19 protein-coding genes and 1 riboswitch are annotated in these 23,183 nt (G+C 63.1%); of the genes, 8 read left to right on the top strand and 11 right to left on the bottom strand.

The genetic code is table 11. The features are described from left to right. Position 1: 1 nt before the first annotated feature. From Q1X76_RS02830 to Q1X76_RS02805, 6 genes are all read right to left on the bottom strand, one after another. Positions 2-2,359, bottom strand: a complete 2,358-nt coding sequence (locus tag Q1X76_RS02830; RefSeq protein ID WP_300718004.1) for a pyridine nucleotide-disulfide oxidoreductase/dicluster-binding protein — start codon at positions 2,357-2,359, stop codon at positions 2-4. Between the two features lie 223 nt (positions 2,360-2,582). Further along, the gene (locus tag Q1X76_RS02825; RefSeq protein ID WP_300718002.1) at positions 2,583-5,312 is read right to left on the bottom strand and encodes a molybdopterin-dependent aldehyde oxidoreductase; all 2,730 of its coding nucleotides are present in this window, start codon (positions 5,310-5,312) and stop codon (positions 2,583-2,585) included. Between the two features lie 51 nt (positions 5,313-5,363). Next, entirely contained in the window at positions 5,364-6,389 is a 1,026-nt protein-coding gene (locus tag Q1X76_RS02820) for a molybdopterin-binding protein (protein ID WP_366140968.1), read from the bottom strand. 568 nt (positions 6,390-6,957) lie between these two features. Then, positions 6,958-7,518 carry a threonine/serine exporter family protein gene (locus tag Q1X76_RS02815; RefSeq protein ID WP_300717998.1) on the bottom strand — a complete coding sequence of 187 codons (561 nt, stop codon included), beginning with the start codon at positions 7,516-7,518 and terminating at the stop codon, positions 6,958-6,960. Then, on the bottom strand, positions 7,515-8,321 hold the full coding sequence (locus Q1X76_RS02810) for a threonine/serine exporter family protein (protein ID WP_300717996.1): 807 nt from the start codon (positions 8,319-8,321) through the stop codon (positions 7,515-7,517). The genes Q1X76_RS02815 and Q1X76_RS02810 overlap by 4 nt, the downstream gene beginning before the upstream one ends. A 253-nt stretch (positions 8,322-8,574) precedes the next feature. Next, positions 8,575-9,471 carry an ornithine carbamoyltransferase gene (locus Q1X76_RS02805; RefSeq protein WP_300717995.1) on the bottom strand — a complete coding sequence of 299 codons (897 nt, stop codon included), beginning with the start codon at positions 9,469-9,471 and terminating at the stop codon, positions 8,575-8,577. A gap of 197 nt (positions 9,472-9,668) precedes the next feature. Here Q1X76_RS02805 and Q1X76_RS02800 point away from each other — a divergent pair, with 197 nt between their 5' ends. From Q1X76_RS02800 to Q1X76_RS02765, 8 genes are all read left to right on the top strand, one after another. Then, positions 9,669-10,331 (top strand): HAD-IA family hydrolase, encoded by a 663-nt coding sequence (locus tag Q1X76_RS02800; RefSeq protein WP_300717993.1) that lies wholly within the window; start codon positions 9,669-9,671, stop codon positions 10,329-10,331. Positions 10,332-10,337: 6 nt separating this feature from the next. Next, on the top strand, positions 10,338-11,075 hold the full coding sequence (locus Q1X76_RS02795; protein WP_300717991.1) for a ferredoxin: 738 nt from the start codon (positions 10,338-10,340) through the stop codon (positions 11,073-11,075). 90 nt (positions 11,076-11,165) lie between these two features. Continuing rightward, positions 11,166-12,092, top strand: a complete 927-nt coding sequence (metA, locus tag Q1X76_RS02790) for a homoserine O-succinyltransferase (protein ID WP_300717990.1) — start codon at positions 11,166-11,168, stop codon at positions 12,090-12,092. Between the two features lie 11 nt (positions 12,093-12,103). Then, the gene (locus Q1X76_RS02785) at positions 12,104-12,565 is read left to right on the top strand and encodes an Rrf2 family transcriptional regulator (RefSeq protein WP_300717989.1); all 462 of its coding nucleotides are present in this window, start codon (positions 12,104-12,106) and stop codon (positions 12,563-12,565) included. Further along, positions 12,537-13,379 carry a Fe-S cluster assembly protein NifU gene (nifU, locus tag Q1X76_RS02780; protein WP_300717987.1) on the top strand — a complete coding sequence of 281 codons (843 nt, stop codon included), beginning with the start codon at positions 12,537-12,539 and terminating at the stop codon, positions 13,377-13,379. Before Q1X76_RS02785 ends, nifU begins: the two co-directional genes overlap by 29 nt. Before the next feature lie 2 nt (positions 13,380-13,381). Further along, positions 13,382-14,536, top strand: a complete 1,155-nt coding sequence (nifS, locus tag Q1X76_RS02775; RefSeq protein ID WP_300717986.1) for a cysteine desulfurase NifS — start codon at positions 13,382-13,384, stop codon at positions 14,534-14,536. Between the two features lie 129 nt (positions 14,537-14,665). Further along, on the top strand, positions 14,666-15,430 hold the full coding sequence (locus tag Q1X76_RS02770) for a hypothetical protein (protein WP_300717984.1): 765 nt from the start codon (positions 14,666-14,668) through the stop codon (positions 15,428-15,430). Continuing rightward, positions 15,415-16,296, top strand: coding sequence for a site-specific DNA-methyltransferase (locus Q1X76_RS02765; protein ID WP_300717982.1), 882 nt, complete (start codon positions 15,415-15,417; stop codon positions 16,294-16,296). Before Q1X76_RS02770 ends, Q1X76_RS02765 begins: the two co-directional genes overlap by 16 nt. Before the next feature lie 455 nt (positions 16,297-16,751). Here Q1X76_RS02765 and nrdG read toward each other — a convergent pair whose 3' ends face one another. From nrdG to Q1X76_RS02740, 5 genes are all read right to left on the bottom strand, one after another. Beyond that, entirely contained in the window at positions 16,752-17,249 is a 498-nt protein-coding gene (gene nrdG, locus Q1X76_RS02760) for an anaerobic ribonucleoside-triphosphate reductase activating protein (protein WP_300717980.1), read from the bottom strand. Beyond that, a complete protein-coding gene (gene nrdD, locus Q1X76_RS02755; protein WP_300717978.1) occupies positions 17,242-17,409 on the bottom strand; it encodes an anaerobic ribonucleoside-triphosphate reductase in 168 nt (55 codons plus the stop codon). Before nrdD ends, nrdG begins: the two co-directional genes overlap by 8 nt. Before the next feature lie 37 nt (positions 17,410-17,446). After that, positions 17,447-19,702: an anaerobic ribonucleoside triphosphate reductase gene (locus Q1X76_RS02750; RefSeq protein WP_300717976.1), complete on the bottom strand. Its 2,256-nt coding sequence runs from the start codon at positions 19,700-19,702 to the stop codon at positions 17,447-17,449. A gap of 194 nt (positions 19,703-19,896) precedes the next feature. Continuing rightward, positions 19,897-20,073: riboswitch (cobalamin riboswitch) on the bottom strand. A gap of 524 nt (positions 20,074-20,597) precedes the next feature. Further along, entirely contained in the window at positions 20,598-21,899 is a 1,302-nt protein-coding gene (larA, locus tag Q1X76_RS02745; RefSeq protein ID WP_300717974.1) for a nickel-dependent lactate racemase, read from the bottom strand. 635 nt (positions 21,900-22,534) lie between these two features. Beyond that, a partial coding sequence (locus Q1X76_RS02740) for a DUF4139 domain-containing protein (RefSeq protein WP_300717972.1) occupies positions 22,535-23,183 on the bottom strand: 649 nt, incomplete at its 5' end.

The raw sequence follows: 23,183 nt of genomic DNA, 5'->3' as shown, positions 1-23,183 counted from the left end.
GCTATGCCTCCCCGCAGCAGCCGTTTTCCTGTACGCCGCCGCTGCCCGGTACGCGCATGCGGTGGCACCAGGCGTCATGCAGCAGCCAGCGGTCGCCTTCCGCCGTGTATTCCACCCAGAAGGTCACGTTGCGCGGCCGCCAGGCACCCAGACGGTGCCCGCTTTCCGCATCCACGAAATAGGCCTTTTCCGCTTCCACGGCCGCCACGGCCCCGCCGACATCCTCCAGCAGGATATGGCGGCGTTCCAGCTCTTCCAGCAGACCGGGGACCAGATCCAGCCGCCCGGCCGCCGGTTCGGCCAGCTCCTGCCCCAGCCAGACACGGGCCAGACGGCGACGCAGCGCCGCCCGCCGGGCACGCCGTTCCGAAAGGCCGGGACCCTTCTCCGCTTCGGGACCGTGGGCCAGAGCGGCCAGCTGCGGCAAAACATCCAGCAGATGCAGGCCGGGCTTGCCGCTGCCCGCCAGGCGATCCCGGCACATGATGCAGGAAGTCAGGGCCGCGTGCGGCAGATCGTCCGCCCGGTGCCGTGCCATCTCGTCGGCCAGCCCGGGCTGGGCGCACCAGACCAGACCGCCATAACCGCAACAGGCCGTTTTTTCACGGCCCTGCGGCGGCTCCTCGATGCCGAGGCCAGCCTTGCGGGCCAGGGAGCGCACGGCTTCCTGCCAGGCCGTGTCGTGACGGGCCGTGCAGGGGTCCTGCACGCTCAGCACCACGCCCGCGGACGGCTTTGAGCCTTCCGGCCACGGCAGGGCGTCCAGCACTTCCCACAGGGACAGGGCGCGCGCCCCGGGCAGGACTTCACGCAGGACGGAGAGACAGGACGAACAGGCCGCCATGATGCGGGGCCTGCCCAGCTCTTCCCACTGCCGCCGCAGCTCCGCGGCCTGCCGGGCGAACAGTTCCTCGCGGCCGCCCCAGCGCGCCGGGATGCCGCAGCAGCGCACGAGCAGGCTCACGGGCCCGCGCTCCAGGCCGGGAGCGAATTCGCCCTCTCCGGACAGCGCGTCGCGCAGCCAGGCATAGAGGGCCTCCACCTGTTCCCCGCGCGAGGCCGCCAGCTGGCAGCCGGGGAAGAACAGCCAGCCGCCCTCGCCGCCCTTGATGCTCAGGGCGCATTCCGGGCCGCTGGCGGCTTCCATGTCCTCCAGGGCGAACTCATGGGCCGAAGGCGGCATGACGCCGCGATCCACCATGTCCTGCCGCGCGCTCAGGCAGAGCTCGGCCATGGAAAAATTCTCGGGGCAGAGCTCTTCGCACTGCCCGCACAGGGCGCAGCCGTTGATGAGGTTGTTGGCCAGATGCAGGCCCTTGACGATGGCCGCATTGTTGTACATCTGGCGGGCATAGACCCGGGGATAGCCCTTGTATTTCTGCAGGTAGACGCAGGCCTTGACGCAGACCATGCACTGGCACTGCAGGCAGCGGCCGGCCTCCTGCCGGGCCTCGGCCTCGGTATAGCCGGCGGCGGCCGGCAGCACCCGTTCCACCGGCGCGATGCCGTCCAGCCCGGTGTACAGGCTGCGTTCATCCGTATCGCGGGCGGCCGTCAGGGACACGCCGCTCACCAGCCGTTCCAGGGTCCGGGCCGCCCCCCTGCCCTGCCCCGCCTGCCGGGACGCGGAGGCGAAGCTGTGACCGGTGGGCGTCACGTCACGCCAGCCCGCGCAGCAGATATTGTCCCGCCAGTGCAGGATCTGCGCATCCACGTCCGTCACGGCGGGCGCCAGCTCCGGCAGGGCCCCGGCATCCAGCAGGACGCCGTCGTACTCTCCGGCCGCCTGCTGCAGGCAGGCCGCATCCGTGGTGGCCTGCTCGAAGCGCGCGCTCCGGCGGCACAGGGCCTCCCATTCGGCATCCAGGGCCGCGGCTCCGGCCCCGGCCAGCACCGGCCAGTCCGCCAGCAGCCGCGCCCGGGCTTCGCCATCGTGGAAAACTGTCACCTGATAGCCCTTGCCGGCCAGATCCCAGGCGCAGACCAGACCGGCCAGCCCGGCGCCCATGACGGCGATGCGTTTCTGTTTGCGCGGCATGGGCAGGGAACGGGTCTGCACGCCCAGATGTCCTGTGCAGAAGATCTCCAGCCCGTGCAGGTTGACGGCCCCCCCCAGGTCGCTGCGCAGACATCCCTGCTCGCAGGGATGGTCGCAGATGTGGGCCAGCAGGCCCGGCAGGGGCAGGTAGCGTTCCAGCTGCTTGCGGGCATCGCTCCAGCGTCCTTCGGCGGCATGGGCCAGGAAGGCGCGCGCGTCCATGCCCAGCGGGCACAGGGACTGGCAGCGGGGCGGACGCTCCTGCGTGCAGCGGGACTCGACTTCATGCAGCGCGCTCTGGCTGTTCATGGAAATGCTCATGGGAACCTCGGGAGGGCGTGACGGCGGCGGGGCGGGATCCCCCGGCATGACGGTCCTGTGCGGACCGCCGCCCGGGACAGGGCCCGGGACGGGAGGCGGAGGAGCCTGCGAAGGTCACGGAAAGAAAAAGCCTACAGGGCAAGACGGCATCCCTGTCGCAGGATGCCGTCCGCCTTGTCTGCATCTGGGGGGACCGGCGAACCGGTCCCCCGAACCGTTGATGTTACTTCTTGGGCATGGCCGCCAACACCTTTTCGGGGTACGCGGGCAGATGGGTCACGCGCGCGCCGCAGGCGTTGTAGATGGCGTTGATGATGGCCGGATGCGGGCCGCACAGCGGGATCTCGCCCGTGCCGGAGGCGCCGAAGGGGCCGTCAGGACGCGGGGTCTCCACGTAGATGAGCTCGAGGTCGTCCGGGATGTCCTTGATGGAGGGGATACCGGCGCCGGCCATGGTGCTGTGCTTCTTGATGTCTTCGTAGTCTTCGGTGAGGGCCAGACCGATGCCCTGGGCGATACCGCCATAGAGCTGGCCGTCGGTGAGCAGGCGGTTGACCACCTTGCCGATGTCGGCCACCATGGTCATCTTTTCCACCTGGGTCTTGCCGGTAGCCACATCCACGGCCACTTCGGCCATGAACAGACCGTACATGTAGCAGCAGAAGGGCTCGCCCTGGCAGTTCTTGCCGCAGTCGCGGGCCGGAGCGGTCCACTTGCCGTCCTGATGCACGGCGCGGCCTTCGGCCTTCATTTCGTCATAGGTGTAGAAGCCGCCGCCGGGCTTGCGCATGGCTTCCACCAGCTGTTCGCAGGCCACGCGGATGGCATTGCCGGTCATGACCTGGGAGCGGGAACCGCCGGCAGGACCGGAGTTGGGGGTCTTGCTGGTGTCGTTCATGACCAGGCGGATCTTGTCCACAGGCAGGCCGATGGGACGCAGGGCCTCATGGGCGGTGCACTGCGCGCCGGAGTCGGCGCCCTGGCCGTGATCTTCCCAGGAGCTGCCGATGGTCACGGTGCCGTCGGGGTTGAGTTCGGCCCAGGCTTCGGAGGAGTCGGGACCGTCCAGGCCGGCGCCGTACACGGCAAGGGCCAGACCCACGCCGCGCTTGACGGCGTCGGTGGATTCGGCCTTGGCCTTGGCCTTGGCGGCTTCATACTTGGGACGCAGGGCCTTGAACATGGTGGGCAGGTTCATGACCTCGGGCTTCTGGCCGGTAGGCGTGGTGTCGCCTTCCTTGTAGCAGTTGAGCTCGCGCAGGTCGAAGGGATCCATGCCCAGCTTTTCGGCCAGTTCGTCCATCAGCACTTCGGAGGGGAATTCCGATTCGGGACCGCCGTAACCACGGAAGGCCGCGCCCCAGGCGTGGTTGGTGGCCACGGTGCGGCCGTCGCCACGGATGTTGGGGATACCGTAACCGGCACCGATGAACTGGGCGCCGCGCAGGGTCAGCAGGTCGCCGAATTCGGAGTACGGGCCGTGGTCGCAGGTCCAGTCGGTTTCCATGGCCACGATCTTGCCGGTCTTCTTGTTGGCGGCCATGCGCACCTTGGTCCAGAAGGGCGAGCGCTTGCCGGTGTACTGCTGCTGCTGCTGATAGTTGTAGCGCAGGTGGCAGGGACGGCCGGTGGCCAGCACGGCCACGCCGATGAGGGCTTCCATGGTGGGGCTGAACTTGTAACCGAAGGTGCCGCCGGTGGTGTTCTGCACCATGACCAGCTCTTCGGGGAATTTCACGCCCAGGCCGGGGGCGATCATCAGGGCGTGCAGGTGCAGGCCGATGGACTTGGAGTGGATCACCAGCTGGCCCTGCTCGTTCAGGTAACCGTAACCCACGTCGGGTTCGATGTTCAGATGGGGCTGGCGCTGGGTGTAGAAGCTGTCTTCCACCACCACGTTTTCAGGATCGTCAAAGAAGGGCTTGGTATCTTCGCCCTTTTCGATGTGGGGTTCATAGTAGATGTTGGGCGTGCCGGGATGGATCTCGATGGCGTCGGGAGCCATGGCTTCGGGCGCGCTCATGTATTCGGGCAGCAGTTCCAGGTCGAACTTGACCTTTTCGGCGGCGGCGCGGGCATGGGCTTCGCTGTCGGCGCAGACGATGGCCAGGGCGTCACCGTACTGGAACACCTTGGTGTCGTTGAGGATGGGACGATCCCAGCCGTCGCCCTTGTTGTCGGCGAAGGTGATGAGGCCGGTGATGCGGTTCTTGCCCTTGACGTCCTTGTGGGTCAGCACGCGCACCACGCCGGGCATCTTTTCGGCTTCGGAGGTATCGATGCCCTTGATGAGGGCGTGGGAGACCTTGGCCTGGGCCAGGGCCAGGTGCAGGGTATCCGGCGGCATGTGGATGGCGGCGTCGGCGCCGTATTCGGCCAGACCGGTCACCTTGACCAGGGCGCTGGGACGAGGCAGGCGCGAACCGAAGGCGCGACCGTCGGCGGGCAGCTTGTAGTGCAGCTCTTCGATGTCCTTGTCACCGCGCATGACGGCGGCGGCGTCCATGACGGCGTCCACCAGGGGCTTGTAGCCGGTGCAGCGGCAGATGTTGTGGTGTTTCTGGAACCAGTCGCGCACGTCTTCACGGCTGGGGGAAGGATTGGAGTCCAGCAGGGCCTTGGCGGACACGATGAAACCGGGCGTGCAGAAACCGCACTGGGCCGCGCCGTGGAAGATCCAGGATTCCTGCAGCGGATGCAGTTTGTCGGGGGTCCCCACGCCTTCCAGAGTGGTGATCTGGGCCTGGTCGGGCACGCGACGCATCTTGACGATACAGGCGCGTACGACTTTGCCGTCGAGGATCACGGAGCAGGCGCCGCACTGGCCCTGACCGCAACCCACCTTGACGCTGGTGATCTGCAGCTGGTTGCGCAGCACATCAACGAGAAGGGTGTCGGCGTCCACCAGGACGCGGCGGGGAATACCATTGACCACAAGCGTTTTCGTTTCCATATGCGACTCCTAGAAACGGCTTGCAAGTTGAGACGGTCGCTGCCGCGCCGCCTATTTTCCAAACGGACAGATGGGATAGCGGCATTCGGCGCAACCGGAGCAGAAGCCCCCGTGGCCCATGCCGGCGATATCCGCGGCTGTCACTTCCAGTCCGGCCAGAAGGCGCGGGACGACGAGTTCGAAAATGCTGGCCTTGTAGTACATGACGCAGCCGGGCAGCCCCAGGACGGGGATGCGTCCGCGTTCCGCGGGCACATAGCCCAGAAGGAACATGGCCCCGGGATAGACCGGCGCGCCGTAGCTCACCACCTGCGCGCCAGCGGCGCGGATGGAAGCCGGTGTCTTGTCGTCGGGGTCCACGGACATGCCCCCGGTCACCACCACCATGTCGGCTCCCTGTCGGATGAAGCCGCTGATGGCCGACGAGGTCATCTCCACTTCGTCACTGGTGAAGACCTGATCCATGACGCTGCATTCCAGGCGGGCGAACTTGTCTCGAAGCACGGGGCCGAAAGCATCCTTGATGCGTCCGGTGTAGACTTCGCTGCCGGTAGTGACGATGCCGACCTTGAAATGGCGCAGGGGCAGGACTTCGACCACGGGGTGGGTGACAAGATTCTCAAGCGCGACGATCTTGCCCTCCTCGATGAGCAGGGGCACCACGCGGGTACCTGCCAGGCTCTGCCCCCGCCGGACCAGCTGCATGCTGTGCAGGGTGGCCAGGGTGATCTCCCCCAACGAGTTGATGCGGGTCAGCGTGGGCACATCCACCCGCAGCAGCCCCATACAGGACGCTGTATAATTGATGCGGCCTTCCTTGGGATCGCTCAACGTGATGTTGGCCCCGGCCGTGGCGGCCGCGATGCGCCGTGCTGCTTCGTTCTCATGCAGCACGCCTTCCTGCGGCTCATACACATAGAGATGTTCCTTGCCCACTTCCAGGAGGGTCGGGATGTCCTCCTCCTGCACGATATGTCCCTTGCGGAACACGGGTCCCTTGTCTCCTCCAGGGACGATACGGGTGATATCGTGACAAAGTACGCTGCCGACAGCGTCCTTCACATGAATGGTTTTCATGACAGCAGCTTTCATTGTCTCTCCTGAACAAACTGTGACATACAGCTAAGAAATACCAACTTTTCATAAAAAGTGCAAAGAAAAACCTCCTCGAGCAAAGGCCGCGCAGGACCGTCGGTCCTGAGGCACGCTTTTGCCGCAAGGACTTGCGGCCGCTCACGCTTGGCCCCTTTTGAGTGACCTAACTGTGCCTTTGGCGGCCCATTTGCGCCATCGTTCACGACCGGCGGCCCAGCAGACAGTCCGGCCGGCATGAAAAGATTTTTTTCTTCGCACGCGCCGGACGCTTGCGCCCCGCTCCGGGAGCGGCTCCGCGCAAGGCCCCACGGCCTGGATGCCTCCCGCTCTGCCCGCGCGGGACGGCAGGCATGGGGCCTTCGGCACGCGCCCCGCCCTCCGGCTTCCCGGATGCAGGACCGCCCCTGCATGGCGCTTGCGCTCCAAAGCACATGCGGCGCAGGCCGCCACCCCGGCCCCCTGCCGCACGGAGGTCTTCGTTTCATACAAAAAGCGGCCGCGCATGCTCCATGCGGGCCGCTCGGAAGATCCAGAGAGGCGGACGACGGCCTCAGGGCCTGGCGTTGCCCCGCCGTTCCCGCCAGCGGCTGTAGATGCCGCGCATCAGGGCCGACTCGCGGTGCAGCAGGAACAAAGGCAGCATGGCGCCCACAGCCAAGGCGCTCATGATGAAAAAGGAGGTGAAGCCGTTGTAGGCCATCTCGGTCAGCAGGCGCTGCTGCTCGACCAGGTCCGTGGCCCCCAGGAATTGCATGGTGGCCAAGATGGCCTTGTAGGCGAACATGCCCGGTATCATGGGCAGCAGGGCCGGAAAGGCGTACATCTCCGCCGGGGTGTGCCAGCGCCGGGCCGCGGCGATGGCCAGCAGGGTGATGAGCATGGCCGCGCACAGGGAGGCGCTGGAAATGCCCATGACCTGGCTATGCAGCAGCACATAGCGGAACATGTGCCCCACAGCGGCCAGGAGACCGGCGATGAGTGCCACCCGCACGGGCGGGTTGGAGATCAGGGCGAAGCCGATGGCCGCCACGGCGGCGAAAAAGCCGTCGGCCAGGGTGTTCAGGAACAGGCTCGTCGCGGGCTCCTGAAAAAAGGACAGCAAGGCGTTCATCGCAGGTTCACCCCCAGAAGGAGCATGGTCAGGGACAGGCCCAGCGCGATGCAGACGATGAGGATGCCCGCCTGGACGAAACGGGCCAGGCCCATGAGCACATGGCCGTCGAGGATGTCGTGCATGGCATTGATGAGCGGGATGCCGGGGATGAGGAAGAGCACACTGGCGGCCAGCGCTGTCTGCGGCGTCTGGCCCAGGCCCCAGATGACGCCCGGCGAGGCCAGCAGGGAGGCCGCGAAGGCCGAGAGCAGGAAGACCATCTTGCCGTCCAGGCCCCGCTTGTGCAGGAACTGGCGCACGCAGAAGCCGCCCAGCGTGGCCAGGAAGACCAGGAGCATGGCCACGGCGTCGCCGTCGAAGAGCCGGCAGAAGGCCGCGTTGGCACAGGCCACGAAAAGGCGCAGCCAGCGCTGGTTCACGGCAGGCAGGGCCATGATGGCCTCCAGCCGCCGCCAGGCCTCGTCCAGCTCCAGGCGCTCGTCCACGATCTGCCAGCCCAGGGCGTTGAGGGCGGCCAGCTTGCGGAAATGCGGCCCGCCGGCCTGGATGGAGGCCACCGAGGTCTGATGCTGCCCGTCGGGCCGCATGACGGTGATCATCAGATGTTTGGGGAAAAGCGCCAGCTCCACGTCATAGCCGTAGGTATGGGCGATGCGCTGGGCGTTGCGGTCCACGCGCATGGTGGGCGAAGCGCAGGCCAGCAGGCAGGAACTGAAGGTCTGCAAAAAATGCAGCAGCTCGGCAGCCGAAGGGACGGTGGGAGTTCCGGCAGCCTCCTGCCGGGAAGGGGTCATGGACATAGGAAAAGGGGAAAGAGGGCCCTGCGCGAGGGCGAGCTCTCCATCGGTTTTCAGGTTGGCGGACAGGATGGGCGGACCTGCGCCCGGGCACGCCCGGACCGGATACGTCCGAGCCTGGCTGGCCGGCCTGGGCAGGTCCGCTCTGGATTTACTCTGGACAGGTTCGGCCCGGACATGCTTGTTCCGGGCGTGTGCGCGGATGCAGCGCAAACGGCTGCCCGGGGCGCAGGTCCGCCGGGCAGCCGACATCCATCTAGATGGCGCGTTCGTTTTCGAGGAAGACCCAGTGCAGCAGGCGCTTGTGCACGCGCAGGCGGTTTTCCGACTGCAGCAGCAGGAGCGAGGCCGGACTGGACAGGATGTCGCTCACGACCTCGATGGCCTGCATGGGCGAGGTCCCGAGCAGCACATGGGCGTTCTTGGCGGCATGGGCCATCAGGGCCTCATCGACCTTCCAGAGCTGGGACATCTCCTCGTCCAGGCCCGAACGGCAACCGGCATAGACGAAATTGCAGCCCGCCACCGCCTCCTGGGGCGTCTCCACAAAGTCCACCTGTACGCCGCAATGACGGGCGTAGGCTTCCAGCGAAGGACGTTCCTCCATGGGCGGCAGGGCCACCTGCAGGCTGAAGGGGAAATAGCGCAGGGCTTCGATGAGGGAATACAGGGTGCCGTTGGTGCAGCCCAGCCAGCCCACGCGGGCCTTCTTCAGATCGTCGCGGGTATAGCGCAGCATGCAGGCCACGTCGGCCAGCACATGGGCCGGATGGGCGTCGGGGCTGCCCGCGTTGATGATGGGGAACTGCACCAAGTCGCTGTCCACCTTCGCGGCCAGGCAGGGGATACCGTAGACGTACATGCAGTCCACGAAATAGTCGATGACCGCCAGCATCTGGCGCTGGTAGCGTTCCACTTCCGCCTTCCAGCCGCCTGTGGCCCCCTGGAAGACGATGGAGCCGCCCATCTGGCGGACGGCAGCGGAAACGCACAGCCGCTCGGCGAAAGATTCCTGCGCGAACAGCAGGACCGCCGTGCGCTCCGTCATGAAGTCGGTACGGCTCTTGGCATCGGGGATGCCGCGTGCCTGCTGCACCAGCAGCCAGGAGCCTTCGTCGCCAAGGTCATTGAGTGTCAAAACGTGTCGGGGCATAAACAACCTCCCAAATGGACAATGCGCGGAAGCCCGGCATTGGACCACCAGAGTACCAACAGCGCGCTGCCCTGTCCAGAAGTTGTGCGGTATCCGCAGCTTGCGAGGAAAAGGAGGCATTTGCCGCCTGACGTCTTTGGCGCTATACTGTGGCCCGCCCTTGCGGACATATCGTCCCGGCCATCCCTGGAGGTCACATGAAAGCCTGTTTTTTCGATCTGGACGGAACCCTGCTGGACACGCTGGCCGATATCGGCGGCGCCTGCAACGCCGTCCTTGCCGCGCACGGATACCCGGTCCATCCTGTTGATGCCTACCGGCAGATGGTGGGCAACGGCTTTCCCGTGCTCATGCGTCGCGCCCTGCCGCAGGCGGTGGTGGCCAGCAGCTCCGACGAGCAGCTGGCCGCCCTGATCAGGGAAGGCCGCGACCATTATGCCGGGCATCTCAGCCTGGAGACGCGCGCCTACCCCGGTCTGGAGGCGGCCCTGTCCCGCCTGCAGGACGCCGGCCTGCGCCTGGCCGTACTCTCCAACAAGCCCGACGACCTCACCCGCGCCCTGGTGCCCCTGTATTTTCCGGGCATCCGCTTTGCCGCCGTGCGCGGCGGGCGGCAGGACGCCCCCCTCAAGCCGGATCCCGCTGTCCTGCTGCAGATGGCGGCCGCCATGGGCGTGACGCCACGGGACTGCGCCTATGTGGGCGACAGCGACGTGGACATGCTGACGGCCCGCAATGCGGGCATGACCGCCGTGGGCGTGGCCTGGGGCTTCCGGGGAGCGGCCGAAGTGAGGGCCGCCGGAGCGGACACGGTGGCCGCCGATGCCGCGCAACTGGCAGACATCCTTTTGAACTCCTGAGGTACCATGGAACGTCCCATCATCGAGATCGACGAAGAAAAATGTGACGGCTGCGGCCAGTGTGTGCTGGACTGCGCCGAAGGCGCCCTGGCCGTGGTGGACGGCAAGGCCCGCCTCATCCGCGACAGCTACTGCGACGGCCTGGGGGCCTGCCTGAACTGCCCCCGGGAGGCCCTGCGCATCGTCATGCGCGAGGCCGAAGCCTTTGACGAAAAGGCGGCCCTGGCCGCCAAGGCCGCCCGTGAGGGACAGAAGGACGGACAGGGCGTCGCCCGGGGCTGCCCGGGCAGCCTGGCCCGCAGCTTCGTTGCCCCGTCAGGCGCGCCCGCGGCCGCGCCCGGCCTGACGCCCCTCTTTTCCGCCGCCGACAACGACATCCCCGACAGCCTGCGCGCCCAAACACCCAGCTGGCCCGTCCAGCTGCGCCTGCTGCCGCCCGGGGCGCCTTTCCTGCGCCATGCCCATATCCTGCTGGCCGCCCAGTGCGCCGGTTTCGTCCTGCCCACCCTGCACGATGACTGGCTGCAGGGCCGCATCCCCGTCATCGCCTGCCCCAAGCTGGACAATACCGGGGACTATCCCGAACGCCTGGCCGCTCTTTTCGCACAGGGCCCCGCCAGCGTCACCGTCCTGCGCATGAGCGTGCCCTGCTGCGCCGCCCTGGAGCAGCTGGCCCGCAAGGCCCTGGAGGCTTCCGGCTGCCACGCGCCCCTGCACAGCCACGTCGTCCGGCTGCCCCGCTAAATCCCCACAAAAAATTTTGGGATGACCTTGACAAAAACATAGCTCAAAACTATGTTTTGTCCAGAACGACTTTTGACCAACGAGGAAGACATGCCCATTCAGATCCCCGCCGACCTGCCCGCGCGCAGCGCACTGGAAAGCGAAAACATCTTCGTCATGACCGACGAACGCGCCACCCGGCAGGACATCCGCCCGCTGGATATCGTGATCGTCAACCTCATGCCCACCAAGATCGCCACCGAGACCCAGCTGCTGCGCCTGCTGGGCAATTCGCCCTTGCAGGTCAACATCACCCTGCTGCGCACGGCGGAGCATGAGTCCAAGAACACGCCCCTGCAGCATCTGGAGCGTTTTTACAAGACCTTCAACGAGATCCGGCACCGCAGCTTCGACGGCATGATCGTCACCGGCGCGCCCGTGGAACACCTGCCCTTCGAGGAGGTGGACTACTGGCGGGAACTGCTGGACATCATGACCTACGCCAACGGGCATGTCTTCTCCACGCTCTACATCTGCTGGGCCGCCCAGGCCGCCCTGTACCATTTTTACGGCGTGCCCAAGTACGAGCTGCCGGAAAAACGCTCGGGCATCTTCCGCCACCAGGTCCTGCATCCCGACTGCCGCCTGTTCCGCGGTTTCGACGATGACTTCCCGGCCCCGCATTCGCGCCATACCGAAGTCCGCGCCGAGGACGTGCGCCGCACGCCCAACCTGCGCATCCTGGCCGAATCCGACGAGGCCGGCCTGACCCTGGTGGAGAGCCTGGACCATTCCCAGGTCTTCATGACCGGGCATCTGGAATACGACCGCGGCACCCTGGACGCGGAATACCGCCGCGACCTGGCCCGGGGCATGGATCCCCATGTGCCGAGCCACTACTACCCCAACGACGACCCCAGCCAGCTGCCGCGCATGAACTGGCGGGCCCACGCCCACCTGTTCTACAACAACTGGCTCAACTATTACGTCTATCAGGAAACCCCCTACGACTTCGTCATGCAGGGGCAGCATTCCTGAACGAGGCTGTCATGAAATTTTCCACCAGAACACGCTACGGCTTGCGCTTCCTGTTGCGGCTGGCCGCCCAGCCGGACAACTCCCTGCTCCAGCTGGGCCAGGTCGCCCAGGAGGAATCCATCTCGCCAGGCTATCTGGAACAGATCGTGCGCGCCCTCAAGCCCCTGGGCATCCTGCGCGCCGTACGCGGCTCCGGCGGGGGCTACGCCCTGGCCAAACCGCCGTCAGAGATCAATATGGAGGACGTCTTCCTGCATCTGGAAGGCGAGATATCCCCCGTTTCCTGCCTCAACCGTGGCAAGGTCTGCCAGCGCGAGGGGCTTTGCTCCACCAGGGCCTTCTGGCACCAGCTGGACGAACACGTCCGCGACTTCCTGCGCCGCCAGACCCTGCAGAACATCATAGAATCAGAACCATCCTGTTGCCAGGATCCCGGAGAACACCATGTGGAACTACACCAACGCCGTCCATGAACACTTCCTCCGGCCGCACAACGCCGGTCCCATGGAAGATGCCAACGCCATCGGCGAAGTGGGCAGCCTTGCCTGCGGCGATGCGCTCAAGCTCTATCTGAAGATCAACGATGAAGGCGTCATCGAAAAGGCCAGCTTCGAGACCTTCGGCTGTGCCAGCGCCATCGCCTCCAGCTCCGTGCTCACCGACATGGTCAAGGGCATGAAGGCCGAAGACGCCCTCAGGCTCACCAACAAGGAGATCGCCGCGGCCCTGGGCGGCCTGCCCAAGGAAAAGATGCACTGTTCCGTCATGGGCCAGGAAGCCCTGGAAGCCGCCATCCGCCAGTGGAAAGGCGAAGCCCCCGTGCCCCACGCCCATGAGGAAGGCCGCCTGGTCTGCAAATGCTTCGGCGTGACCGACGCCCAGATCATCCGCGCCATCCGCGAGAACGGCCTCAAGACCGTGGAGGAAGTCACCAACTACACCAAGGCCGGCGGCGCCTGCGGCGACTGCCAGGACCAGATCGCCGAGATCCTGGCCGCCGAGCTCAAGCAGAAGCCCCTCGCCGAACTGCGCCCGGTCAGCAAGCCCCGCATGACCAATGTGCAGCGCATGCAGCTGGTCATGAAGACCATCGAAGAAGAGATCCGGCCCCAGCTGGCCGCCGACGGCGGCGACATCGAGCTGGTGGATGTGGACGGCAAGCGCGTGGTGGTCTCCCTGCGCGGCCGCTGCGCCCAGTGCCGCTCCAGCGAAGTGACCATCCGCAATCTGGTGGAACGCGTCCTGCGCGAACATGTGGAAGCCGACATCATCGTCGAGGAAGCCTAGCCATGAAGACCATCTATCTGGACAACAACGCCACCACCGCCGTGGCTCCCGAAGTGCTGGAAGCCATGCTGCCCTACCTGACGGACCTCTACGGCAATCCGTCCAGCATGCATACCTTCGGCGGACAGGTGGGCCGCGCCGTGGAAGAGGCCCGCGAACGCATGGCCGCCCTGCTGGGCGCCCATCCCGACGAGATCATCTTCACGTCCTGCGGCTCCGAAAGCGACAATGCCGCCATCTGGTCCGCCCTGCAGACCCAGCCCGAAAAGCGCCACCTCATCACCACCCGCGTGGAACACCCCGCCGTGCTCAACGTGGCCCAGTACTGGGAACGCCAGGGCTACCATGTGACCCTGCTGGGCGTGGACAACAAGGGCCGCCTGGATCTGGACGAATACGCCGACGCCCTGTCCGACGACACGGCCCTGGTCTCCATCATGTACGCCAACAACGAAGTGGGCAACGTCTTCCCCATCAGCCGCATGGCCGAAATGGCCGCCGAAAAGGGCGTGATCTTCCATACCGACGCCGTGCAGGCCGTGGGCAAGGAAGCCATCGACCTCGGCAAGCAGCCCATCTCCATGCTCTCCCTGTCCGGGCACAAACTGCACGCGCCCAAGGGCGTGGGCGTGCTCTATGTGCGCAAGGGTGTGCGCTTCCGTCCCTTCCTGCGCGGCGGACACCAGGAACGCGGCCGCCGTGCCGGTACCGAGAACGTGCCCTATATCGTCGGCCTGGGCATGGCCGCCCGGCTGGCCGGGCAGCACATGCAGCAGGAACGCACCCAGGTGGCCCGCCTGCGCGACAGGCTGGAGCAGGGCCTGCTGGCCGCCATCCCCGACTGCATGGTCAACGGCGATCCCGAACACCGCCTGCCCAATACCACCAACATCGCCTTCAAGAACGTGGAAGGCGAAGCCATCCTGCTCATGCTGGACCAGCTGGGCATCTGCGCCAGCTCCGGCTCCGCCTGCACCTCCGGCAGCCTGGAACCCTCCCATGTGCTGCGCGCCATGGGCGTGCCCTTCACCTATGCCCACGGCTCCGTGCGCCTCTCCCTCTCCCGCTACACCACGGAAGAGGACATCGACTTCGTGGTCGAGAACATGCCCCAGGTCATCAAGACCCTGCGCGACATCTCGCCCTTCAAGAACTAGGAACATTGCGCGGGGAGGGAGGAAACTTTTTCCAGCGGAAAAAAGTTTCCTCCCTTCTTTATGTAGACTTAATGAAATTTTTTAAATATACTAGTTTCGTTTATATCATTTCGAGGAGAAAAACAATAAATGAAGTATAATGAACTAAACTTTAAAATCCCAAAAGAATCTTCATCATATAAAGAAAATTCTGCTTTCATAATAAGACAGATACAGGGTATTTTAGACAAGCGAAAAGCAACTGGCGATAACAAAATAATCATTAATACGAATTTAGTATTAGGCCTTCCTTTAGAGAATATCAATAAAATTGCAGGCCCTATGATTGAAGCTTGGGCGTGTGAAGTTTTTTCAGGGATTAGAGATACTCCCAATAATCAGTACAAGTTAATTAATGTTGAAGCCCAAGAACGGCTGGGGATGGCGGATATTATTTTACAATTTAGGAAAGGCAATGATGTCATAACAGGAAATATTGATGTTAAGGCTACGGCAAATGATATTCCAAACAGCGGGAAAGGTCCCAATATAACATCATTTTCTCGTATACGAACAGCATATATAGTTGATCCAGATTTTATATTTATTATTTTATCAATCAAGCATAAAGTATACTCTGAACGAAACCAAATAACTGGATTAGTTGATGGCATTATGGAAATCGTAGATTATAACGCATATGACCTTAAATTCATCAGTGATGCAGATATTAACTATAATCCGGCATTAGGAACTGGACAAATCCAAATCAAAGATATTCATTATGTTGCCTATCAAGAAAGATCAACTTGGGAAATGTGCCAGTTATTAGATAAAAAATATCTACATAGCACACGCAGGACTATAGAAGATTTTTATAGAGAGGCAAAGAGAAATCAATGGATAAAAGATTAGTTGCAATATGTGGAGATGCTACTAAAGAACTTTCTAAACTCCCAGATAAATGTGCACAATTAATTATTGCCGATCCACCATACAATTTAAATAAAGACTATGGAAAGACTAAAGACACATTAACTTTTAGCGAATATTTATCTTTTTCAAGATTATGGCTAAAAGAAGCACATAGAGTTCTCAATGATACAGGCACCATATATGTATTCATGGGAACAAGATTTATTGCGTACATTTATTCATTACTAGAAAGAGAGTTCAATATGATTTTTAATTCATGGATAACTTGGCATTATACCCAAGGAATCGGAAAGACAAAGGGATTTTCGCCTCGCCATGATGATATTCTGATGTTTACAAAGTCTAATAATTTTATCTTCAATCTAGATGATATTCGTATCCCTCAGAAATTTTATCGTTCAGTCAACAATATGCGTGGAGCGAATCCTGGGAATGTATGGGAATTTTCTCATGTACACTACTGCAATAAAAATAGAAAAGCACATCCGACACAAAAACCTGAAGGACTCTATGAGAGAATGATTCTTGCATCGTCTAATGAGCAAGATTTAGTAATTGATCCTTTTGTAGGTAGTGGGACCTCTTTAAGAGTCTGTCAGCAAACGAATAGAAAAGCAATTGGGATTGATATCAATCCTGAATATATATCAATAACTAATAAAAGGCTTTCTGATCCCTTTGAGGGTTTTGATAGTATCGATATAAGGATGAAGCGTATTCCCAACGACTTAAATGATCCTCAACTTCGAGATGAGTACATAAAAAATCATATTAATTGGTTTTTTAAAAATCATTCAAATTCTGTATCTGATTTTTTACATGCAGCTATAAAGACATATCGTTAATTATATCGATAAAATTCTATTTCTATGACACAAAATACTTTTCTCTAAATACTACCTCCATTTTGGCGACAGATCATCATCCGGCCTTCATGCATATGACAACGAAAGCGTCATACCTGTTTCGGATGCCGGAGCTGTTCGCCCTTCCAAGACTCCTGGGCATCTCATGGCAGGAGACAACTCCTCTTCTTCTGCGGATGCCTTGATCCGGGCTTACGCCATCTCCTGCCTTTCCCCCGTATTCAAAAACAAAAACGCCCACATATAGCAGGCATTCAAGCATACGGGCTGCGGCACCGTCCACCGCCGCACAACGACGGGGTCCGGCACACAGTTCTGGAAAAAATTTTTTCGGGATGGATGGGGGTCCGGGGGAAGGAAGGGGCAGTTTTTACAAAAAACGCCCCTTCCTTCCCCCGGCAAAAACTCCGCCCCCCACAAAAAAGCGAAAAATATCAGGCTTCCACGGGGCGTAGGGCCCTGATGGCGGCCTTGTCCAGGACGCGCTGGTTGGAGCTGCCGCGAAAGTCCAGCTCCAGATCGCGCAGGGCCTCCACATAGGGGCCATCCACCAGCACGTCCACTTTGTCCAGCAGGCGGCCCACGGCGGGGACCCGCCGGGCGAGGCCGTAGAGCTGCTCGCAGGTATAGCCGCTGTAGGCGTAGACGTTCTTGCCCGCGGCGTGCACGCCGTCAGCCAGGTGGCACAGGGCTTCGGGCTGGGCGAAGGGTTCGCCGCCGGAGAAGGTCATGCCGGACAGCAGGGGATTTTCCCGGAACTGGCGCAGGATGTCGTCGGTATCCAGGAAGTGCCCGCCGTCGAAGTCATGGGTCTGCGGATTATGGCAGCCCGGGCAGTGATGCGGACAGCCCTGGGTGAAGACCACATAGCGCAGTCCGGGACCGTCCACTATGGATTCTTCCACGATGCCGCTGACGCGGAGCCTAGGCATGTTTGACGCGGTCGCGTTCTTCGGCGCGTTTGGCGTTGTTGAAGCGGTCGAGCGTGCCCACCAGATAGCCGGTGATGCGGCGCACGCGCTCGAAGGGCACGCCTTCGCCCACCATTTTCACTTCGGGCTTGGTCTCGGTCAGTTCGGATTTCATCAGCATGGTCCAGGCTCCTCTTCTGGGTAAAACGTGACGGAAACTAACGGCAGCAGTTGGGCATGTGCGGATACTTGCGGCGCAGCATCTTGAGCGTTTCCTGACTCACGGCCTCGCCCTCCTTGCGCCCGCAGCGGGGGCAGCGACCGTTGATGACGCCCACATAGCCGCACACGGGGTCGCGGTCCAGGGGATGGTTGATGGACCCGTAGCCCACGCCCTTGTCGTGCATGAAACGGATGATGGTCTCGAAGGCTTCCAGGTTCTTGCAGGTATCGCCGTCCAGCTCCACATAGGTGATATGCCCGGCATTGGTGAAGCTGTGGTAGGGGGCTTCCAGCTCGATCTTGCGGAAGGCCTTGATGGGAAAATAGACGGGCACATGGAAGGAGTTGGTATAGTACTCCCTGTCCGTGACGCCCTCGATGACGCCGTACTTCTTGCGGTCCAGGGCCACGAAGCGGCCGCTCAGGCCCTCGGCGGGAGTGGCGATCAGGGTGAAATTGAGGCGCGTTTTGGCGGATTCCTCGTCGCAGCGCCGGCGCATGTGCCCGATGATGCGCAGGCCCAGCTGCTGGGCTTCTTCGCTTTCGCCGTGATGTTTGCCGGTAAGGGCCACCAGCGCCTCGGCCATGCCGATGAAGCCCAGGGTCAGGGTGCCGTGCCTGAGGACCTCGGCCACGCTGTCGTCCCAGTCCAGCTTGTCGGAATCCAGCCAGATGCCGTTGCCCATCAGGAAGGGGTAATTGCGCACCTTCTTGGAGCACTGGATGCCGAAGCGGTGCAGCAGCTGGCGGAAGACCAGGTCGATCTGCGCGTCCAGCAGCTGGAAGAAGCGGTCCAGGTCGCCCCTGGCCTCGATGCCCAGGCGCGGCAGGTTGATGGAGGTGAAGCTCAGGTTGCCGCGGCCGCAGGTCACCTGGCGGTCGGGGTCGTAGACATTGCCCAGCACGCGGGTGCGGCAGCCCATGTAGGCCACTTCGCTGTTGTAGTCGCCGGGCCTGTAGTACTGCAGGTTGAAGGGCGCGTCCAGAAAGCTGAAATTGGGGAACAGGCGCATGGCCGAAGTCTTGATGGCCATCTTGAACAGGTCGTAGTTGGGATCGCCTTCGTTGTAGTTGACGCCTTCCTTGACCTTGAAGATCTGCACCGGGAAGATGGAGGTCTCGCCGCTGCCCAGACCGGCCTGGGTGGCCAGGAGCAGGTTGCGCACCACCATGCGGCCCTCGGCGGAGGTATCGGTGCCGTAGTTGACGGAACTGAAGGGCACCTGAGCGCCGGCGCGGGAGTTCATGGTGTTCAGGTTGTGGATGAAGGCCTCCATGGCCTGGTAGGTACGGCGGTCGGTGGCGCGCAGGGCTTCTTCGGCGGCGTAGGCATGGGCGGCGCGCACCAGTTCGCGCTGGCTTTCGGGCACCAGGCTTTCCATGCGGCGTTCCAGTTCGTCCACGTCGGCCATGCGGATGGCGGGCGTCACGGGCAGCAGCACGGGCTGGCAGAACTCCCCGGCCCGGGCGGCGTCCAGACCCAGCCGGATGCGCACGAAGGCGGTGAAGGCGTGCAGGTATTCCTTGCGGAAGGTCTTGGTCACGCCGCCGGCCATGGCGTAATCGAAGTGCGGCACGCTCTGGCCGCCGTGCATCTCGTTCTGGTTGGCCTGGATGGCGATGCAGGCCAGGGCGGAATAGCTTTCGATGGAATTGGGCTCGCGCAGGTGGCCGTGACCGGTGGAGAAACCGTCGTGGAACAGCGGGATCAGGTCGATCTGGCAGCAGGTCTCGGTGAGCATGTAGAAATCCTTGTCATGGATGTGGATGTCACCGTTGATGTGCGCGGCCGAAGCGTCCTTGGGCAGGACGTAGTTGTCGGTGAAATACTTGGCGCCTTCGGAGCCGTACTTGAGCATGGTGCCCATGGCCGTATCGCCGTCGATGTTGGCGTTCTCGCGCTTGAGGTCCTCTTCGATGGCGGGCGCGTAGGTCAGGGTCTTGTAGATATCCATGAGGTAGGATTCCGCATTGCGCCGCTTGGTATGCTCGGCCCGGTACAGGATGTAGGCCTTGGCGGTCTTGGCGTAATCGTACTGGATCAGGGTCTCTTCCACCACGTCCTGGATCTCTTCCACATGGCGCAGGTCCTGGGCTTCGAGTTTGCGGCAGACCTTTTCGGTCACGAACAGCAGATCCGTGGGCGACATGTCTTCGCCGGACGCCTTGCTGGCCTTGGTGATGGCATTGAGGATCTTGGCCGAATCGAAGGAAACCTCTGTTCCGTCCCTCTTGATGATGCTCGCAAGCATTGCGCCCTGCTCCCGGTCTGCGGTGAAAACTTTTTGAGGTCAAAAGGAAAGAGCCGCCCTGTTCGGGAGGTTTTCCAATCCTGACGTGTAGCGTGAAAATGTTGAAAGGATGAGGTACGGAAACCGGCAGCCTGCACGCAGACGATCGTGGCATCCCTTCCCAGCGGCAAAAACCCGTTACCGTGGGGCTGTCCCCCTGGACGAACGGCAGAAGCAGGTCTTCCGGCTCGTCGCCCTGCTCCCGGCCTTCCCGGCGCTTGCCAGTGACACATGGAGGGGGCAGGTTCTGCGACTTACGGCGGCGGGTCCGCTCCCGCTTTGCACGGGATTCCCAATCAAGCTGCGTGAGCGCTTCTGCCCGCTCAACATGGCAAAAGCCGCCCCACCTGTCAACACAGGTTTTTTGTATGTATTTTTTAACAATTTGAAATTATTAAAAAAAAATGCAAGTCCGCGCCAAATATGGCGATTTGCCCCAGCCCGCGCCAGTCCTGGGCTCACGGCTTTTTCGCCGCCACCGGCCATGCCGCCTGCGCTGTTTTTCACAGCCGTTCGGCAGCTGCGGCAGGCTGCCGGCACCGGGACGACGGCGCCGCCCGCAATGGAGGCGCGGCGCCCATCAGACCGTGCTGCCGGCAACGGGACGCCCTCCGCACAGCGGGCCCCTTCCCACGGCCTGGGGAGCGTCCGGGCAGCGCCGTAAAGACGTCAGGCCCTCTCCCGGAGAAAGGCGGGCCGCCGGGCGCGGGCGCTGCGCAGCCCGCCGCCGGTCCCCGTCCGACAGGGAAAGGCCGCCGGGGACTCCCCCAACGGGAAGCCCCCGGCGAAAACAGCAGGACACGGCAGGCGCGGACGCATCCCCTGTCCGCCCCCTGTCCACATCCTGTCCGATCCGCTATCCGGCCAGCTTGGGCAGGGTGGAGGCCCCGTGCGGCATGATGGTGGTGCGCACGTCCAGTTCCGGGCCCAGGAAGCCCCGGGCCAGCTCCAGGGCCTGGTCCAGCGTATGGCAGACATGCATCCGCGTCCTGGCGAACAGGGAAGCGTCCATATCCGTCACCAGGATGAGATGGTGCTTCTCCGCCGCCTCGGCAAAGAGGAAGCCCACATAACTGCCGATGGAAAAGGTCTCGCGCAGGGCCTGTTCGCGGGCCCGCATGTCGCCATAGGCGCAGATCTGCGTCTCCACATCGGGGCTGCCGAAACCTTCCGGGCAGCGGGAGAGCAGGATCATGGTCCCGCCGGGCTGCACGGCGCCCAGCGCGTTGCTCAGCAGCTTGATGGTCTGGTAGAGGTTGATGTCCTTGGGATAGCCGCCCGCGCTGGCCACCACCAGCGGCGTGCGTTCACGGATGGTCACGCCGTCCATGCTGTCCACCAGACGGCAGGCCGCCGCATGGGAGCTGATCCAGTCCCCGGCGAAGGCCTTGATGATGCGGTAGTCGTCATCGACCACCACATTGAGGCCGAAGCAGGGCCGGGCCATGGCCGCGGCCTCGAAGATGTCGGCATGGAAGATGTTGCTGTCCGCCATGTTGGCGCTGCGCACCTCGGCATTGGTGCCGTTGCCGAAGCCGGGGTTCAGGGCCTGCTTGTGGTGGCGCTGTATAGTCTCGTAGCCGGCGATACCGGGCAGCAGCATCTTGCCGCCGCCCCCGTAACCGGCCAGAAAGTGGAAGACCACGCCGCAGGTGATGATGATCTTGTCGCAGGCCATGGCGTAGCTGTTGAACCAGACCGGCGTGCCCCGGCTGGTGTCGCCCACATGCACCAGATGGGCCGTGTCCCGGCAGTCGTGGTCGATGATGCGGATGCGGCGGCAGATGTCCCCGCCCAGCAGCCGGACGCGCTCGTCGCCCACATGGGCGCGGTGCGTGCCCGTGGCCGTGACGATGAGGATGTCGCTGTCGGGGATGCCGCAGGCATTGAGCTCGGCCACCATGACCTTGACGTAGACGGCGGGCGACTGCCAGATGCGCGTCACGTCGGGCACCAGCAGACAGATCTTTTCGCCGGGGCGGACGATCTCCTTCAGGCAGGGGGAGCCGACGGGATGGCGCAGGGCCTCGCGCACGGCTTCCTCCGGCTCCAGCTCCGGCAATGTCACGGGATTGGACTGCAACACGGCCGCCAGGTTTTTGTCGGCCACCGGCATGGTCCAGGAAATGTCACCATAATGCAGTGTATGCTCGGACATGACGCACCTCGCTCCTTAGCAAACTGGACAACGCGGAAAGGCTCCGCGACGGTGCGCGACTATAGGCCCCTCGCCGGAGGGCCGCAAGGGCAAATCTCCCGGACCTGCCGGATGGGGTGCCGAAAGGTCCCGCAGGGCACCCCCCGTCCGCACGCGCACGCAGGGACGCTCTTGATGCCGTTGACGATATTCCCGGCCTTGCCCAGAGCGCACGCGCACGCTGTGACATACGGGCGCGCCGTGCCGGTATGTGCCTTCCCCCGCCTGCGGGCACACGCAGGCTGCCCTCGCCCTGTTCGGCGGCCCCTTTTTCCCCCACCCGCACGCGCTCGCCGGCCGCGGGCAGGGCACTGGCCGGACCGTTTTGCCCGGGGTATGCCCGCACAACGTCCACATGCCCTTTTTACGACAGGATATACCAGCTGCGCATGCTTTTGGTAAACGTTTGCCCTATGCTCCTGCATCCTGCCGGAAAACGCGCCGGGGATGGAGGAAGGGGCCCCATCTCGCCCGGGCAGCGACCCAAAGGGCTGCCACAGGCCGTGCCCGTTGCGACGAAGGAAGCTGCGGGCAGCGATAGCGGAGATGAGGGGCACCTTCCCCCGAACACGCTCCACGGCTGGTCGAGACACGCCCTAGGGGGCCACGGGATGCAGGTCCAGGCGTTCCGGCGCGCTGACGCTGACGCCGTGCCGGATGCTGCGGCTGTCGCCCGCGGGGGTCTCCACCAGCCAGAACAGGCTGTGATCCTCGCCCTTCTGCGGCCGGGCGCCGTCCAGGGCCACTTCCACGGAGCTGTCCACCGGCAGGGGCTCGGGCCGTTCCACGCGCACCGTGACCGGCCGGGGACGGCCGTTGTGCACGGTATAGGTCCAGCTCCAGCTCCAGGTGCGGCGCTTGCCGATGAGGCCGCTTTCGCCGCGCCGCTTTTCATCCGTGGTCGTGGTGACCGTGACGCGGGGATCGACGCCGAAATACAGGCGCACCCTGCCGCCTTCGGGCACGAACTCGCCCGCGCCCGCAGGCAGGCCGTCCACGGCGAATTCCGCCTGCGCGGCCGGCCAGGGGCCGCCGTCCAGCTGCCGTTCCAGCATCAGCCAGACCGGGCTGCCCTGCTCATCGGGGCGCGCCACCCATTGCAGGGGGGCCTGCCATCCTTCCTGCCGCAGCACCAGGCGTTCCTGGCCCTGCGGCAGATCCATGCGGCCCAGTTCCCAGCGGGCGTATGTGCCTTTGTCCAGCACGGCCTCGGGCAGGGCGGGCCTGCCGGCCGCGCCGTCGGCG

Origin of the sequence: uncultured Desulfovibrio sp. (genome assembly GCF_949282365.1) — a bacterium.
Classification (GTDB): Bacteria; Desulfobacterota; Desulfovibrionia; order Desulfovibrionales; family Desulfovibrionaceae; genus Desulfovibrio.
Note: the sequence above shows the minus strand (reverse complement) of the source record. Positions and strands in the feature narration are given on the sequence as shown.

What these genes read in the sequence shown, in the direction of transcription:
- Q1X76_RS02785 (WP_300717989.1), top strand. Translation starts at nt 12,104, where the DNA reads ATGAAATTTTCCACCAGAACACGCTACGGCTTGCGCTTCCTGTTGCGG.
- Q1X76_RS02825 (WP_300718002.1), bottom strand. Translation starts at nt 5,312, where the DNA reads ATGGAAACGAAAACGCTTGTGGTCAATGGTATTCCCCGCCGCGTCCTG.
- nifU (WP_300717987.1), top strand. Translation starts at nt 12,537, where the DNA reads ATGTGGAACTACACCAACGCCGTCCATGAACACTTCCTCCGGCCGCAC.
- Q1X76_RS02770 (WP_300717984.1), top strand. Translation starts at nt 14,666, where the DNA reads ATGAAGTATAATGAACTAAACTTTAAAATCCCAAAAGAATCTTCATCA.
- Q1X76_RS02820 (WP_366140968.1), bottom strand. Translation starts at nt 6,389, where the DNA reads ATGAAAACCATTCATGTGAAGGACGCTGTCGGCAGCGTACTTTGTCAC.
- Q1X76_RS02750 (WP_300717976.1), bottom strand. Translation starts at nt 19,702, where the DNA reads ATGCTTGCGAGCATCATCAAGAGGGACGGAACAGAGGTTTCCTTCGAT.
- Q1X76_RS02795 (WP_300717991.1), top strand. Translation starts at nt 10,338, where the DNA reads ATGGAACGTCCCATCATCGAGATCGACGAAGAAAAATGTGACGGCTGC.
- nrdD (WP_300717978.1), bottom strand. Translation starts at nt 17,409, where the DNA reads ATGCTGATGAAATCCGAACTGACCGAGACCAAGCCCGAAGTGAAAATG.
- Q1X76_RS02810 (WP_300717996.1), bottom strand. Translation starts at nt 8,321, where the DNA reads ATGTCCATGACCCCTTCCCGGCAGGAGGCTGCCGGAACTCCCACCGTC.
- nrdG (WP_300717980.1), bottom strand. Translation starts at nt 17,249, where the DNA reads ATGCCTAGGCTCCGCGTCAGCGGCATCGTGGAAGAATCCATAGTGGAC.
- metA (WP_300717990.1), top strand. Translation starts at nt 11,166, where the DNA reads ATGCCCATTCAGATCCCCGCCGACCTGCCCGCGCGCAGCGCACTGGAA.
- nifS (WP_300717986.1), top strand. Translation starts at nt 13,382, where the DNA reads ATGAAGACCATCTATCTGGACAACAACGCCACCACCGCCGTGGCTCCC.
- Q1X76_RS02800 (WP_300717993.1), top strand. Translation starts at nt 9,669, where the DNA reads ATGAAAGCCTGTTTTTTCGATCTGGACGGAACCCTGCTGGACACGCTG.
- Q1X76_RS02765 (WP_300717982.1), top strand. Translation starts at nt 15,415, where the DNA reads ATGGATAAAAGATTAGTTGCAATATGTGGAGATGCTACTAAAGAACTT.
- Q1X76_RS02815 (WP_300717998.1), bottom strand. Translation starts at nt 7,518, where the DNA reads ATGAACGCCTTGCTGTCCTTTTTTCAGGAGCCCGCGACGAGCCTGTTC.
- Q1X76_RS02830 (WP_300718004.1), bottom strand. Translation starts at nt 2,359, where the DNA reads ATGAGCATTTCCATGAACAGCCAGAGCGCGCTGCATGAAGTCGAGTCC.
- larA (WP_300717974.1), bottom strand. Translation starts at nt 21,899, where the DNA reads ATGTCCGAGCATACACTGCATTATGGTGACATTTCCTGGACCATGCCG.
- Q1X76_RS02805 (WP_300717995.1), bottom strand. Translation starts at nt 9,471, where the DNA reads ATGCCCCGACACGTTTTGACACTCAATGACCTTGGCGACGAAGGCTCC.